Genomic DNA, 15,352 nt, shown 5'->3' with positions numbered 1-15,352 from the left:
GGTGTCTGCGCCTGCACAACGCGGCACCGGTCAACCCGCGTTACTCGGTATCGGACAGGTGCTTGCGCGCCTGACCGAGGAGTTCCCCGACCTGAGCAACTCCAAGCTCCGATTTCTCGAAGAACAAGGGCTCGTCTCGCCCTCGAGAACGAAATCCGGGTATCGCAAGTTCTCGCACGCGGACATCGACCGGCTCAGGCTGATCCTCTCGATGCAGAGAGATCATTACCTGCCGTTGAGGGTCATCCGCGGGTACCTCGCCGATCTCGACGCCGGCCGTTCGCCGTCTCTGCCCGGCGGGATCGGGGCATCGATCTCGAGCATCATTCCCGCTGTTCGCCGATACAAGCGCGACGATCTGCTTCGCGAGACGGGAGCGTCGGCGGCGCTGTTCAACGACGCGGCGTCTGCCGGCCTCATCGTGCCGGCCGAGAGCTACGCCGACGACACGATGAGCGTGGTGCGTGCGCTCGTCGCTCTGCAGAGATGCGGCATCGAGCCCCGTCACCTCAGGGGGTATCGCCAGGCGGCTGAGCGCGAGGTGAGCCTCATCGAGAACGCGGTGATGCCGATGTCCAAGCGTCGGGACACCGCCAGCCGGGCCCGCGCCGCAGAGTTGTCGAGCGAGATCGCGGGGCAGCTCGATGTCGTGCGCTCGAGTCTCATTCGCGCGGCTCTCGGCAGGCTCGTACCGTGATCGGGCCCGTTGGCCGTTCGGCGACGCGCAGCGCGTGTTCGCGAGCGGCACGTCTCTGGATCGGCTGACCTGTGTGGCGTAGACTTGTCGCAGCTGCGTGGTCGAAGATCACGGTAGGGTCACGACCCTCGACACGCCGACACTCACCGGTCGGATGTCGTTGATCAGGACACACTCCATCGATACCGTTGGAACACACGCACGACAAACGCACACGAGAGGGGGTAGTGGATGAGCGAGCTGGAATCCAGCGGCGGCCCCCGCTACGACCTCGGCCTGCTGTTCACCGACGGCCTGCCCGAGATGGACGACGAGGCGGGCTACCGGGGCGCGGTCGCTGCTCGTGCCGCAAGCATCAGCTACCGGCAGCTGGACTACTGGGCACGGACGGGTCTTGTGGAGCCGACGGTTCGCGGCGCGGCCGGTTCGGGCTCTCAGCGCCTTTACGGTTTTCGCGACATCCTTGTGCTCAAACTCGTGAAGCGGTTGCTCGACACCGGCATCTCACTGCAGCAGATCCGAACAGCGGTCAACCAGTTGAGAGAAGCCGGGGTCAACGACCTCGCGCAGACCACGCTGATGAGCGACGGTGCGAGTGTCTATCTCTGCACGTCGAACGACGAGGTCATCGATCTCGTGAGTCGCGGCCAGGGCGTCTTCGGCATCGCCGTGGGCAAGGTCCTCCGCGAGGTCGAATCGAGCCTTGTCGAGTTCGACGCTCAGAAGCCGGACCCGATGGACGAGCTCGCGGCGCGGCGCGCTGCCAGAACGGCCTGAGCCGGAGCTTTTCCGGTGTGGTTCGCCCCCCGTTGTGAGGAGCGAACGATGAGGAGCGTGCCCGGCGTCTGTGTCGGTCAGGCGTCTGTGTCGGTCGGGCAGGATGTGTGTCGGTCGGGCAGGATCTGTGTCGGCAGGATGTGGGCTTCGCGGGCGATGCACGCGCCCCGCTTCGGGATGTGCCGCGAGGTGCGTGGCCCGGCCTGGGCCTGATCGCGACCCCTCTGCCGATCCGCTCCGGCCATACGATCGCAGTGAGGTGAGCTGTCGGTGACTACGTGCGGCGCGGCTCGGCGTACTCGCCGATGCGACCGGTGCGCAGCACCCGGTCGAGGATCTGGTCGAAGTAGTGTGCCATCTCTTGAGCGCTGTCTCCCGGCCAGATGTGCAGGGGTTTGGCTGCTCCCTGCGCCTGTTGGAGTGATGTGCGCTCGGGCAGCTGCGGGCTCAGCACGAGGGGGCCGAACATGTCGCGGAGTTCTTTGATGCGGAACTGGTGCTCGAGCGATGCGCTCCGAACGCGGTTCACGATGATGCCGAGCGGCTGCAGGCGGGGGCTGAGCCCGCGCCTGATCTCTTCGATCGCCCGCAGCGCACGATCGGCTGCTGCGACGGAGAACAGCCCCGGTTCGGTCACGACGCTGACGCGGTCGCTCGCGGCCCAGGCCGTCCTGGTCAGTGCATTGAGCGACGGGGCACAGTCGATGAGAACGAGGTCATAGTCGTCTTCGACGTGCGCCAGCGCTTCTTCGAGCTTCCAGATGTCGCGGATCGACGGGTGCGGCCCATCGAAGTTGATGGCAGACGGGCTGCCGATCATCACATCGATTGTGCCGGGGTGTGTCTTCGTCCACCCGCTCGGGGCGATCGCCTGGCGGACCGTCTTCTCTTTCGGAGAAGCGAGCACATCCGCGACGTTCAGACGACCGGCGAGGGCGATGTCCATGCCCGTCGAGACATCGGATTGGGGATCGAGGTCAACCACAAGGGTGCGAATACCCTTGGAGAACGCGGCTGACGCGAGGCCGAGACTGACCGTGGTTTTGCCGACGCCTCCTTTGAGGCTCGAGACGCTGAGTACGTGCACAAGTAGATACGTTACCTTCACTAAGCTATGAGAACCTAACCGTTCGCTGAGCGGACCGTGTGCCAGAGAGGTCTGAATGTTCCGGAAGATTCTTGTAGCCAACCGAGGCGAGATCGCGATTCGCGCATTCCGCGCGGCCTATGAGCTGGGGGCGCAGACCGTTGCGGTGTTCCCGTACGAGGATCGAAATTCCCTGCACAGGCTCAAGGCAGACGAGGCCTATCAGATCGGGGAACCCGGTCATCCCGTCCGTGCGTACCTGAACGTGGCCGAGATCATCCGAGTCGCGAAGTCGAGCGGCGCAGACGCGATCTACCCCGGTTACGGGTTTCTCTCAGAGAATCCCGAACTCGCCGAACAGGCGGCGGCGAACGGCATCACCTTCATCGGCCCTGGTTCTGGTGTGCTCGAGATGGCGGGCAACAAGGTCACGGCGAAAGAGCACGCGATCTCGGCCGGTGTGCCCGTGTTGAAGTCGAGCCCGGCATCGCGTGACATCGACGAGCTGCTCGCGGCCGCGGGCGACATCGGTTTTCCGATCTTCGCCAAGGCGGTGGCCGGTGGCGGCGGCAGGGGGATGCGTCGGGTCGAGACGCCTGACGAGCTCGCACCGGCCCTCGCCGAGGCGATGCGAGAGGCAGACAGCGCGTTCGGCGACCCCACGATGTTCCTCGAGCAGGCAGTGCTGCGCCCCCGGCACATCGAAGTGCAGATCCTGGCCGATGCAAGCGGCAACACGATGCACCTGTTCGAGCGTGACTGCTCCGTGCAGAGACGCAACCAGAAGGTTGTGGAGATCGCACCGGCACCCGGTATCGGCGACGATCTTCGCCAGGCGTTGTACCGTGACGCCGTCGCCTTCGCGGAGTCCATCGGATACGTCAACGCCGGGACCGTGGAGTTTCTCGTCGACACCGCGGGCGAGCGGGCAGGCCAGCACGTGTTCATCGAGATGAACCCGCGCATTCAGGTCGAGCACACGGTGACGGAAGAGGTCACCGATGTCGACCTCGTCCAGTCGCAGATGCGCATAGCGGCGGGGGAGTCTCTGGACGACCTCGGGCTGTCGCAAGACACCGTGGTGCTCCATGGGGCAGCTCTGCAGTGCCGCATCACCACCGAAGACCCGACACAGGGTTTCCGTCCAGACACGGGCAAGATCACCACGTACCGCTCACCGGGCGGAGGCGGCATCCGCCTCGACGGCGGCACGATCAACCCCGGGGCGCAGATCAGCCCGCACTTCGACTCGATGCTCGCGAAGATGACCTGCAGGGGCCGTGACTTTCCGGCGGCCGTCGCCCGCGCGAAGCGAGGCCTGGCGGAGTTCCGCATCCGCGGGGTCTCCACGAACATCCCGTTTCTGCAGGGTGTGCTCGAGGACCCGGCATTCGTCGTCGGAGACCTCAGCACATCGTTCATCGACGAACGCCCGCACCTGCTGAAGGGGCGGGCGTCGAAGGACCGCGGAACGAAGATCATGACGTGGCTGGCAGACGTCACCGTCAACCAGCCGAACGGCCCGAAGCCGACGACGGTGCAGCCGGCAGAGAAGCTGCCCCGATTCGATGCGGAGGCACCGGCTCCAGACGGCTCGAGGCAGCGCCTGCTCGAACTCGGTCCTCAGGGGTTCGCGCGTGCGCTCAGGGAGCAGACGGCCCTCGCCGTGACCGAGACCACCTTCCGCGATGCACACCAGTCGCTGCTCGCGACCAGGGTGCGCACCCGCGATCTGCTCGCCGTCGCTCCGGCCGTGTCTCGGCTCACCCCTCAGCTGCTCTCCGTCGAGGCGTGGGGCGGCGCCACCTATGACGTCGCCCTTCGGTTCCTCGGCGAAGACCCCTGGGAACGCCTCGCCTCGCTGCGCGAAGCGCTCCCGAACATCGCCATCCAGATGCTGCTTCGAGGCCGGAACACGGTCGGATACACGCCGTACCCGACAGCGGTGACAGACGCATTCGTGCGTGAGGCGGCATCGACGGGGGTCGACATCTTCCGGATCTTCGATGCGCTGAACGACGTCAGCCAGATGAGGCCGGCGATCGAATCGGTGCTCGAGACCGGCACGGCCGTCGCAGAGGTGGCTGTCTGCTACACGGGTGACCTGCTCAACCCGGACGAGGATCTCTACACACTCGATTACTATCTGAGGCTGGCAGACGACATCGTCGCGGCCGGGGCACACATCCTCGCCATCAAAGACATGGCCGGGCTTCTTCGCCCGGCCGCTGCGGCCAGGCTGGTCTCTGCCTTTCGTGAGCGCTTCGACCTGCCCGTGCACGTGCACACCCACGACACGGCGGGCGGCCAGCTCGCCACGCTCCTTGCAGCGAGCCAGGCCGGTGCAGACGCCGTCGACGTCGCGAGCGCCGCGATGGCCGGAACGACCAGCCAGCCATCGGCATCCGCTCTTGTGGCCGCGCTGGCACACACCGAGAGGGACACGGGGCTGTCGCTCAGAGCCGTGTCAGACCTCGAGCCGTACTGGGAAGCGGTGAGGCACGTCTACGCGCCGTTCGAGTCCGGGCTGCCCGGCCCGACAGGCCGCGTCTATCAGCACGAGATCCCCGGCGGTCAGCTCTCGAACCTGCGCCAGCAGGCGATAGCACTCGGGTTGGAAGACCACTTCGAGCTGATCGAAGACATGTACGCAGCCGCCGACGCGATCCTCGGGCGGGTTCCCAAGGTCACGCCGTCGTCAAAGGTCGTCGGCGACCTGGCCCTCCATCTGGCCGCCGTGAAGGCGGATCCGGCCGATTTCGCCCAGAACCCCGAGAAGTACGATGTTCCGGACTCTGTCATCGGATTCATGGCCGGTGAGCTCGGTGACCTCCCCGGCGGATGGCCTGAGCCGTTTCGCAGCAAGGTGCTCGCGGGCAAGAACGTCAACATCGAGGTGGCGCCGCTGAGCGAGGCCGACGCCGCACTTCTCGAAGGAACCTCGGCGGAGCGACGTTCGACCCTGAACCGGTTGCTGTTCGCAGGCCCGACCAAGCAGTACGAGCAGACTCGGGAGCAGTACGGAGACCTCTCGGTGCTCGACACCACCGACTATCTCTATGGCCTCGAATCCGGTGTGGAACACGTCATCGAGATGGAGAAGGGCGTCAGGCTCTATGCGGGTCTCGAAGCGATCGGTGAACCGGACAACAAGGGCATCCGCACGGTGATGACCACACTCAACGGCCAGCTTCGACCGGTCTTCATCCGCGACCGCTCGATCGCCGTCGAGACCAAGACCGTCGAGAAGGCAGACACGTCGAAGCCCGGTCAGGTGGCTGCGCCGTTCTCCGGTGTGGTGAGCCTGAAGGTCGTGGAGGGGCAGAGCGTCAGCATCGGACAGCCCGTCGCGTCGATCGAGGCGATGAAAATGGAAGCGGGAATCACCGCGACGGTGGCAGGCACGATCGAGAGAATCGCCATCGAATCGACCCAGCAGGTCGAGGCCGGCGACCTCATCGTGGTGATCAAGCCGCAGTAGTGGCTCGCACCATGTTCACAGGGTCCTCTAAGCTTGAGGTTCAGCGTTGAACTGAGAGGAGATGTCGCGATGGACGATTCGAAGCGAAACGGCACTGAACGTGATTCTCGGGGCGACGTTTCGGAGCTCGACAACCTGTCGGTCGACACGGCGGCCATCAACATCGTGATGCCGACGACCAGGTCTGTGACCCTCCCCGGCGCGCCCATCCATGACCTGGACGATGAAGACCTGCTCGAGGACGATCAACCGATGCAGCCGGTGACGGACGCTCGGGCGAATGCAGACGCGGACGCGGATGCAGACACCGATCCGGGCGCGACGGCGGGTTCCCGGATGGATGCAGGCCATGAGGACCGTATCGATGCTGCGGCGGACCGCGAACGTGGCCGAGCCGACGATCACGAGACCGCGGAGCAGGCCCGTTCGCCCCGGCACAGCACTCCCGCCCGCGGTGTCGCAGCGGTGACACCGGCACCTCAGCCGACGCCGGCACCGGCTCCTGTGGCCTCTTCGACATCTGCGCCGTCTCCGGCCGACGTGCGACAGGTGAGCGCACTGCGGTACCACACGGGAGCGCCTGAGCTGAGTTCCATGCTGACTGCTGAACGCCTGCTTGAGAACGACGCACGCACCAGGCCCGTTCCGCACGGGTTCTGGCAGAGACTGCTGTACACGGTCTCGTTCCGCCGGATCAACGTCGGGGACTCGCGTGCCGTGCGCGCACGCAAAGAGCTTGACAGGCGCATCTCGCGCCACTTCGACGGGGGAGCGAGGTTCGTTCCCGTGCTCACCCGCAAGGGCGGGGTCGGCAAGACCACTGTGACGGCGCTCCTCGGCATGGCACTCGCCGATGCGCGCGACGATCGAGTCATCGCGATCGACGCGAACCCCGATCGTGGCACGCTCGCCGAGCGTATGGGGCGGGCGAGCAGGTTCACCGTGAGAGACGTTGTGCGCCGGGTCGACGACATCGGCGGCTACAGCGAGTTCTCAGAACTGGTCGCCAGGGATGAGACGCGCCTCGACGTGCTCGCCTCTGACACGGACCCCCACCTCGCCGATGCGTTCAGCGGCGATGACTATGACGCGGTGACGAGGCTCGCGGAGCACTACTATTCGCTTGTGCTGACCGACTGCGGCACCGGCATCGTCCATTCGGTTATGCGCGCGACGCTCGATCGGGCGGATGCCGTTGTGATCGTGTCAGGCGGCAGCGTCGACGAGGCGCGGCTCGCGTCTGAGACGCTCACCTGGCTGGAGTCGAACGGCTACGAAGAGTTGGCGAAGAACGCTGTCGTCGTGCTGAACCTGGCAACGCAGGGCGCCCACGTGGTCCGGCTCGGCGAGATCGAGAGTCATTTCAGCTCACGGGTCCGCAAGACGGTGCGTGTCCCGTATGATCCGCAACTGGCGGCCGGTGCCGCCATCTCGTTCAAGGATCTGCGCCCGGACACACGTGAGGCCGCCCGCCGGCTCGCTGCGCTCGTTGTCGACGGCATCCCCTCTGAGCGCGCGGGCGGCCACCCGTGACAGACGGCCAGCCGTGACAGTCAACCGCCCGTGACAACTGAGAGACAGCAGTGACAGAACGCCAGATCCGCCTGTTCGGCGATCCCGTACTCAAAACACCGTCCGAACCGGTGACCGTCATCGACGATGGAGTGAGGAGGCTCGTCGAAGACCTCGTCGACAGCGTCCGCCCGCCCGGGCGCGCAGGCGTCGCCGCCAGCCAGATCGGTGTGAACCTCCGTGTGTTCAGCTACAACGTCGACGGTGCGATCGGATACCTGATCAATCCGATGCTCGCCGAGGTTCGCGGCGAGAAAGAACTCGTCGACGAAGGATGCCTCTCCGTCCCGGGCCTCTGGTACCCGACGGCGCGATTCCCGTTCGCCAGGGCGACGGGCATCGACCTCGACGGACACGAGGTCGAGCTGTCTGGAACCGGGGTGCTCGCGCAGGCCATCCAGCACGAGATCGATCACCTCGACGGCTACCTGTACCTCGATCGGCTCGACAAGGCCAATCGCCGTGCGGCGATGAAGGAAGTGCGCGAGAGCGCCTGGTTCTAGGCGTTTCCGGCGACTACTTCAGCGAGATCCCCTGCGTCGACGGCGTCTCGGCATAGACCCCGTCGATCAGCGACGCGAAGTCCTTGAGGATCACGTGTCGTTTGATGCTCATCTTCGGCGTGAGGTGACCGCTCTCTTCGGTGAACTCGGTCGGCAGCACAACGAATTTGCGAATGGACTCCGCCCGCGACACCCGCGAGTTCGCCTCATCGACAGCGTGCTGCAGCGCGGCGAGCACAACGGGGTTCTTCGCCGCCTGCTCCATGGTGAGGTCCGACTGGACGCCGTTGTTGCCCAGCCAGGTGGGCATCATCTCGGGGTCGAGGGTGATCAGCGCCGAGATGAACGGTCGCTGGTCTCCGACGACGACCACCTGGCCCACCAGAGGGTTCGCCCTGATCGGGTCTTCGAGCGCCGCCGGGGCCACGTTCTTTCCGCCCGCCGTGACGATCAGCTCTTTTTTGCGTCCGGTGATGGTCAGGAACCCGTCGCCATCGAACGAGCCGATGTCTCCGGTCTTGAACCAGCCGGCATCGAAGCTGGACGCTGTCTCCTCGGGGTTCTTCCAGTACTCCTTGAAGACGTTGACGCCTCTGACCTCGATCTCTCCATCGTCCATCACGCGCACCGAGACGCCGGGCAGTGGAGGCCCGACGGTGCCGATCTTCGATTTGTCTGCAAGGTTGACGGTGGCGGGGGCCGTGGTCTCGGTGAGGCCGTAACCCTCGAGGATCACGATGCCGAGGCTGTGGAAGAAATGACCGAGGCGTGGCCCGAGGGGTGCGGAGCCCGAGACGGCGTACACAACGTTGCCGCCCATCGCGGCGCGGAGCTTTCCGTACACGAGCTTGTCGAAGAGGGCGAACCGAAGCCGCAGGCCGAGGGGGATGGATCCTGCGGCCCCGGCTTTGGAGTACTCGACGGCCGTGTCGGCAGCTCTGCGGAAGATCTTGCCCTTGCCCCCTGACTCTGCCTTCTGTTCGGCGGAATTGTAGACCTTCTCGAAGACGCGCGGGACGGCGAGCAGGAACGTGGGTTTAAACGATCCGAGCGCGGGCAACAGCTGCTTGGTGTCTGCCTGATGACCCACCTTGACACCGGCGTGCACGGCGAGCACCGAGATGAACCGGGCGAAGACGTGAGCAAGGGTGATGAAGAGCAGCGTGGACGATCCCGGACTGACGACGTCTTTGAGCGCAAGGGCCGAGTTGCGTGAGAGCTCGACGAAGTTCGAATGCGTCAGGACACAGCCCTTCGGGCGCCCGGTGGAGCCCGAGGTGTAGATGAGTGTGGCGATGTCGTCGCCGTTCGCGATCGTGCGGCGGCGCTCGATCTCTTCGTCCGATACGCCGGTACCCGACGCGGCCAGTTTCTCGAGGTCACCGAGGTCGACCTGCCAGTGCACTCGGATGTTCGGCAGGTCGGGGTGAACCTCGTCGAAACGGGCGAAATGCTCTGCCGTTTCGACGATGAGGGCGACGGCGCCGGAGTCACTCAGGTTCCACTGCATCTGGCTGGGTGCGCTCGTCTCGTAGACGGGAACGAGCACACCCCCGGCGAACCAGACGGCGAAATCGATGAGCGTCCACTCGTACCTCGTCTTGCACATCAGGCCGATCTTGTCGCCCGGCTCGATCCCGGATGCGACCAGGCCTTTCGCAAGGGCTGTCACCTGGGCGAGGAACTCAGCGCTGGTCACGTCGCGCCATCCGTCGCCGGCGGGAACCGAGAAGAGCGGCTCATGTGGTGTTGCCCGCGCGCGTTCGACGAGAAGATCTGAGGCATTGGCCTGCGGGTCTGCGGCGACCAGGGCGGGCACATCGTGCTGTTCCACGGTAACTCCTTCGGTACCTGGCGGATGATGGTCCTAGTCTATCCGCGCACGACGACTGCGTGCGTCGAATGGCACGGTGTCTTGTCTGTCATTACACTCGGATGGTGCCATGTCGGCGCGCTCATCATCCCGCAGGCCAGAGACCCGGAGGCAGCTACGTTGCACGCCATTGGCATCGACATCGGAGGAACGAAGATCGCCGGTGCCGTCGTCGACTCAGGAGGCGCCATCATCGCTGAGGACCGCACACCGACGACGGCGGCCGCGCCCCACGAGATCGAGGATGCCGTGGTGGCCATGGTCGGTCGGCTCGCCGAACGCCACACCGTGTCTGCTGTGGGCGTCGCCGCGGCAGGGTTTATCGACGCCTCGCGGTCCACTGTGTACTACGCTCCGAACATCAACTGGCGGAATGAGCCGTTCAGAGAGAAGCTCTCTGCGAGGGTCGATCTTCCGATCATCATCGAGAACGACGCGAACGCCGCGGGATGGGCCGAGTTCCGGTTCGGCGCAGCCAGGCTGGTGAGCGATATGGTGATGTTGACCATCGGCACGGGTGTGGGCGGTGCGATCGTCTCAGAAGACAGGCTCTACAGAGGCGGATTCGGAATCGGGGGCGAGCTCGGGCACATGCGGGTCGTCCCCGGCGGACTGCCCTGCGGATGCGGTGCACACGGATGCCTGGAGCAATACGGCTCAGGCCGTGCCCTGCAGAGAATCGCGAACACGTTGGCGGACGCAGGAGGCATCGGGCAGACCCTCGCGGATGCGCGTCTCGAGCACGGCAGCCTTGACGGGCACGTGATCGCGGGACTGATCGGCGCCGACGATCCGGGTGCTCTCGCCGCCCTCCGTGAGCTGGGAAGCTGGCTGGGTCAGGCCTGCGCCAGCTTCAGCGGAGTGCTCGATCCTCAGCTGTTCGTCATCGGCGGGGGCGTGGCCCAGGCCGGCGACAAGCTCCTCGACCCGATCAGACGCTCATTCATCGAGCACCTGCCCGCTCGCGGCTATCGACCGGAGCCGGAGTTCACCATCGCAGAGCTCGTCAACGACGCAGGGGTCGTCGGCGCCGCCGACCTCGCGCGAGAGTACGCTGGGCGCACGCCGCAGGCGTAGTCAGCAGGTCGGAGAAGCCGCGATGTTCTACTGGGTCATGAAACACATCATCGTCGGACCGGTGCTCAAAGCCCTGTTCCGGGTGTGGGTCGTCGGGGCTGAGAACGTGCCGAAGAGCGGTGCGGCGATCCTGGCGAGCAATCACCTGTCGTTCATCGATTCGATATTTCTGCCGCTGCATCTGAATCGACGTCTGTCGTTCCTGGCGAAGAGCGAATATTTCACGGGCAAGGGGCTCAAGGGGCGGGCCACGAAGTTCTTTATGACGGCGACCGGCCAGTTGCCGATCGACAGGTCGGGCGGACGAGCGTCGGAGGCATCCCTCAACACGGGCCTGCAGGTGCTCGGACGCGGCGACCTGCTCGGCATCTATCCGGAGGGAACACGAAGCCCTGACGGCAAGATGTACCGCGGGCGGACGGGCGTCGCCAGGATGGTTCTCGAAGCGGGGGTCCCGATCATTCCCGTCGCCATGATCGACACCGAGAAGGTGCAGCCGATCGGCTCGCGGCTGCCGAAGATCCGCCGTGTCGGCATCATCATCGGCAAACCGCTCGACTTCAGCCGGTTCGAGGGGCTTGAGGGTGATCGCTTTGTGCTGCGGTCGATTACCGACGAGCTGATGTACGAGATGCAGCGACTCAGCCGCCAGGAATACGTCGACGTCTACGCCACCAGCGTCAAAGAGAAGCGAGGCTCTCTTTCCCGCTAGGCTGGTGATCAGTGCCCGCGGACGCGGGCACTGTCATCTGTCACCCGGATGGCACATCGAAGATCACACATAAGATCACAAAGAATCGGACGACAGTGTTAGACCAGATTGAGCCGCACGTGACCGCAGACGAGTCTGTGATTGCCGGTCTGGACTATTGGCGCAACCTGCCGATCAAACAGCAGCCGGTCTGGGCGGACCCGGATGCCGTCGGCCGTGCCTCTGCGCAGATCGCCACGCTGCCTCCCCTCGTCTTCGCGGGAGAGGTGGACGATCTTCGGGACCGTCTGGCGGTCGCAGCACGTGGAGAGGCGTTTGTGCTGCAGGGCGGCGACTGCGCCGAGACGTTCGCAGGCGCGACCGCAGACCAGATCCGCAATCGTGTGAAGACTCTGTTGCAGATGGCCGTTGTGCTCACCTACGGTGCATCGATGCCCATCGTCAAGATGGGCCGGATGGCCGGCCAGTTCGCCAAACCGCGATCGAGTGACACCGAGACCAGGGGTGACGTCACCCTTCCCGCGTACCGCGGCGACATCGTCAACGGATATGACTTCACACCGGAATCCCGCCAGGCGGACCCGCGTCGGCTCGTGCAGGGCTACCACACGGCGGCGTCGACGCTCAATCTGGTGCGTGCGTTCACCCAGGGCGGTTTCGCCGACCTCAGGGAGGTGCACAGCTGGAACAGGGGATTCGCGTCCAACCCGGCGAACCACCGCTACGAGCAGCTCGCGAAAGAGATCGACAGGGCGATCAAGTTCATGGAGGCCGCCGGTGCGGACTTCGATGAACTGAAACGCGTCGAGTTCTACACAGCGCACGAAGCACTGCTGATGGACTACGAGCGGCCGATGACGCGGATCGATTCTCGCACCGGAACGCCGTACAACACGTCAGCCCATTTCGTCTGGATCGGCGAGCGGACGAGGGATCTCGACGGTGCGCACGTCGATTTCCTGTCGCGCGTGAGAAACCCGATCGGCGTCAAGCTGGGTCCGTCGACGACTCCGCAGACGATGAGGGAGCTCATCGACAAACTCGATCCGAACCGTGAGCCGGGGCGCCTGACCTTCATCACCCGGATGGGCGCCGGCAAGATCCGCGATGCGCTGCCGCCCCTTCTCGAGGCGATCACGTCAACCGATGCCATGCCGCTCTGGATCACCGACCCGATGCACGGCAACGGCATCACCACGCCGAACGGCTACAAGACGCGTCGGTTCGACGACGTCGTCGACGAGGTGAGGGGCTTCTTCGAGGCGCATCGTGAGGCAGGCACGCACCCCGGCGGCATCCACGTCGAACTCACCGGCGACGACGTCACGGAATGCCTGGGCGGCTCAGAGCAGATCGACGAGGCGACGCTGTCGACTCGCTACGAGTCCTTGTGCGACCCGCGGCTGAACCACATGCAGTCCCTTGAACTCGCTTTTCTCGTGGCAGAGGAGCTCGGCAAAGCGCAATAGACCGGCCCACGCACGAACAGGCCGGCTCAGCGACGAGCGGGCAGGATGCGGATCCGGGCAGGATGCGGATCGGACTGTCCGACGCAGCCGTCTGCGGGGCGGTCGCCCCGCCTAGTAGTTCGCCTGGATCGTCACCGTGGAGCCCGGAGTCAGCTCGGTGCCGGCGACGGGGTCGGTGCTTACCACGGTGAAACCACCGATTCCCCAGAACGGTTGCGGAAGCCCCGTCGTCACCTCCACATGGAGACCGAGAGACTCGAGCTCTGCCTTCGCATCTGCGACATTGTCGTTGACAACGTCGGGAACGGGGATCGGTTTGGGTCCCTTCGACACGATCAGCGTGACGATGTCGCCCGGCACGAAGGCGACAGACTCACCTGCGTCGTTCGTCTTCGGGGCGATGCCGATCACCGTGCCGGCCTGCACCTCATCGTTGAACTCCTCGGCACGATCGCCGACCGACAGGCCCACCGCCTGGAGAGCATCCTCTGCCCCGCCCGGAGAGAGACCGAACACCTCGGGAACCTGACCGGCCGACACCACCAGATCCACAACCGATCCTTCCAGGGAAGAACCGCCCTGGGAGAGATCGGCGCCGTCAGACTGCTGGAGCGCAGCCAGGACGGTGTCCGCGGGGCTGTCGGTGAACTGTTTCGAGACCTGCCCGACCGCCAAACCGAGATCGTCGAGCGCCACACTCGCCTCGTCGAGCGAGAGACCGGCGAGGACGCCGACGGTCACGGGGCGGGGGCCGACAGAGACCTGCAGCTCGACGTCGCTGTTCTTGTCGACACGGGTGCCGGCCGCCGGGTTCGTTCCGATGACCAGCCCGGGCTGCACGGTGAGACTGTGCTCCTCAACGGGCGCGACCTGGAAACCGAGTTCTTCGAGCTGGGCCGTGGCATCGGCCTGCGTGGCATTCTCGAGAGACGGCACCTCGATCTGGGAGCCGGGGCCTGAGCCGAACCACCATCCGGTTCCGCCGGCCGCGGCGACCAGGAGAAGCACAAGGAGGAGCGCCCACCATCCCTTGGCGCGCCGCCTGGCGCTTTTGGCGCTGAGCGCCGTCGAGGGATCCTCAGGATCGACAGGCCCTGTGCGCACAGACCGAGAGGTGAGCACCTGCGTCAGCTCGGAAGAGTCGACGGTGAGCGGCTGCGGCATGACCATCGTCGACGCGGGAGCGGCACTGCGCCCGAAGCCCAGGTGTTTCTCGACCTCGCGCAGGCGTTCGAGCAGCTCTCTGGCGTCGCGCGGGCGTTCGTCCGGGTTTCGTTCGGTTGCCCAGAGCACCAGGTCGTCGAAATCGTCTGGCACGGCGGAGTTCTGCGAACTCGGCCGGGGAACCGATTCGTTCGCATGCTGATAGGCGATCTGCATCGGCTGCTCGCCCTTGTACGGCTGCTCCCCGGTGAGCATCTCGTACATCATGATCCCGAGCGCATAGATGTCGCTCCTGGCGTCTGCGACGCCCCTCGTGACCAGTTCGGGCGAGAGATAGGCAATGGTACCGAGGAGGGCCTGCCCCGTCGCCGTGTGCGCGCTCGCGGCCCTCGCCAGGCCGAAGTCGCTGATCTTGATGCGCCCGTCGTCGGCGAGAAGGATGTTCTCGGGCTTGACGTCGCGGTGCACGATGCCGGCGCGGTGCGCGGCGGCGAGCCCGCTCGTGACGGCATCCATGATGTCGATGACCTGATGCGGGGTGAGTCGCCCGTGGTCGCGGAGCAGGTCCCTCAGGGTGATACCCGGGAGGTACTCCATAACCAGATACGCCATATCGGAGTCCTGGCCCTGGTCGAAGACACTGACGACGTGCGGGTCTGCGAGCCGGGCGGCGGAGCGTGCCTCCTGCACGAATCGATTCTTGAAGTTCGAATCGTCTGAGAGGTGGCCATGCATGACCTTGATCGCGACGCGGCGCTCCAGGCGCCTGTCCGTGGCGAGATAGACGGTGGCCATACCACCGCGCGCGATACGCGAGCGCACCTCGTATCGGTCGTCGATGAGACGACCGATCATCGGGTCAGTGGCCTGGCTCGTTGTCACGCAATGAGTCTAGGTACGACGGGAGCGCCTGAGCTGGTAAAACACCGCGCGAGGGCGG

Annotated in this window: 11 protein-coding genes; 8 read left to right on the top strand and 3 right to left on the bottom strand. The window is 65.3% G+C overall.

Features of this window, described 5'->3' with window-relative positions; genetic code table 11:
- Window position 1: 1 nt before the first annotated feature.
- Both ftsR and ACYVF5_RS11135 read left to right on the top strand, forming a co-directional pair.
- Window positions 2-697: a transcriptional regulator FtsR gene (gene ftsR, locus ACYVF5_RS11140; protein WP_460946306.1), complete on the top strand. Its 696-nt coding sequence runs from the start codon at window positions 2-4 to the stop codon at window positions 695-697.
- A 231-nt stretch (window positions 698-928) separates the two neighbouring features.
- A complete protein-coding gene (locus ACYVF5_RS11135; protein WP_460946304.1) occupies window positions 929-1,474 on the top strand; it encodes a MerR family transcriptional regulator in 546 nt (181 codons plus the stop codon).
- Window positions 1,475-1,748: 274 nt separating this feature from the next.
- Here ACYVF5_RS11135 and ACYVF5_RS11130 read toward each other — a convergent pair whose 3' ends face one another.
- A complete protein-coding gene (locus tag ACYVF5_RS11130) occupies window positions 1,749-2,561 on the bottom strand; it encodes a ParA family protein (protein ID WP_460946302.1) in 813 nt (270 codons plus the stop codon).
- Window positions 2,562-2,637: 76 nt separating this feature from the next.
- On the opposite strand from ACYVF5_RS11130, the gene ACYVF5_RS11125 reads away from it, so the two are divergent.
- The 3 genes from ACYVF5_RS11125 to def all read left to right on the top strand — a co-directional run bounded on the left by ACYVF5_RS11125 (window position 2,638) and on the right by def (window position 8,117).
- Window positions 2,638-6,042 carry a pyruvate carboxylase gene (locus tag ACYVF5_RS11125; protein WP_460946300.1) on the top strand — a complete coding sequence of 1,135 codons (3,405 nt, stop codon included), beginning with the start codon at window positions 2,638-2,640 and terminating at the stop codon, window positions 6,040-6,042.
- Window positions 6,043-6,111: 69 nt separating this feature from the next.
- Window positions 6,112-7,575 (top strand): MinD/ParA family ATP-binding protein, encoded by a 1,464-nt coding sequence (locus tag ACYVF5_RS11120; RefSeq protein ID WP_460946297.1) that lies wholly within the window; start codon window positions 6,112-6,114, stop codon window positions 7,573-7,575.
- A 50-nt stretch (window positions 7,576-7,625) separates the two neighbouring features.
- Complete coding sequence (def, locus tag ACYVF5_RS11115) at window positions 7,626-8,117, top strand: peptide deformylase (RefSeq protein WP_460946295.1); 492 nt, start codon at window positions 7,626-7,628, stop codon at window positions 8,115-8,117.
- A gap of 13 nt (window positions 8,118-8,130) precedes the next feature.
- Here def and ACYVF5_RS11110 read toward each other — a convergent pair whose 3' ends face one another.
- Window positions 8,131-9,951, bottom strand: coding sequence for an AMP-dependent synthetase/ligase (locus ACYVF5_RS11110; protein WP_460946293.1), 1,821 nt, complete (start codon window positions 9,949-9,951; stop codon window positions 8,131-8,133).
- Between the two features lie 159 nt (window positions 9,952-10,110).
- Here ACYVF5_RS11110 and ACYVF5_RS11105 point away from each other — a divergent pair, with 159 nt between their 5' ends.
- The 3 genes from ACYVF5_RS11105 (at window position 10,111) to ACYVF5_RS11095 (ending at window position 13,248) form a co-directional block, all read left to right on the top strand.
- Window positions 10,111-11,067, top strand: a complete 957-nt coding sequence (locus ACYVF5_RS11105) for an ROK family glucokinase (protein ID WP_460946638.1) — start codon at window positions 10,111-10,113, stop codon at window positions 11,065-11,067.
- A 22-nt stretch (window positions 11,068-11,089) separates the two neighbouring features.
- Complete coding sequence (locus tag ACYVF5_RS11100; protein ID WP_460946291.1) at window positions 11,090-11,779, top strand: lysophospholipid acyltransferase family protein; 690 nt, start codon at window positions 11,090-11,092, stop codon at window positions 11,777-11,779.
- Between the two features lie 137 nt (window positions 11,780-11,916).
- Window positions 11,917-13,248, top strand: a complete 1,332-nt coding sequence (locus ACYVF5_RS11095; RefSeq protein WP_460946636.1) for a class II 3-deoxy-7-phosphoheptulonate synthase — start codon at window positions 11,917-11,919, stop codon at window positions 13,246-13,248.
- 111 nt (window positions 13,249-13,359) lie between these two features.
- Here ACYVF5_RS11095 and pknB read toward each other — a convergent pair whose 3' ends face one another.
- Window positions 13,360-15,294, bottom strand: a complete 1,935-nt coding sequence (gene pknB, locus ACYVF5_RS11090; RefSeq protein ID WP_460946289.1) for a Stk1 family PASTA domain-containing Ser/Thr kinase — start codon at window positions 15,292-15,294, stop codon at window positions 13,360-13,362.
- Between the last annotated feature and the right edge of the window lie 58 nt (window positions 15,295-15,352).

The sequence above is a fragment of the Okibacterium endophyticum genome, from assembly GCF_054780075.1.
Note: the sequence above shows the minus strand (reverse complement) of the source record. Positions and strands in the feature narration are given on the sequence as shown.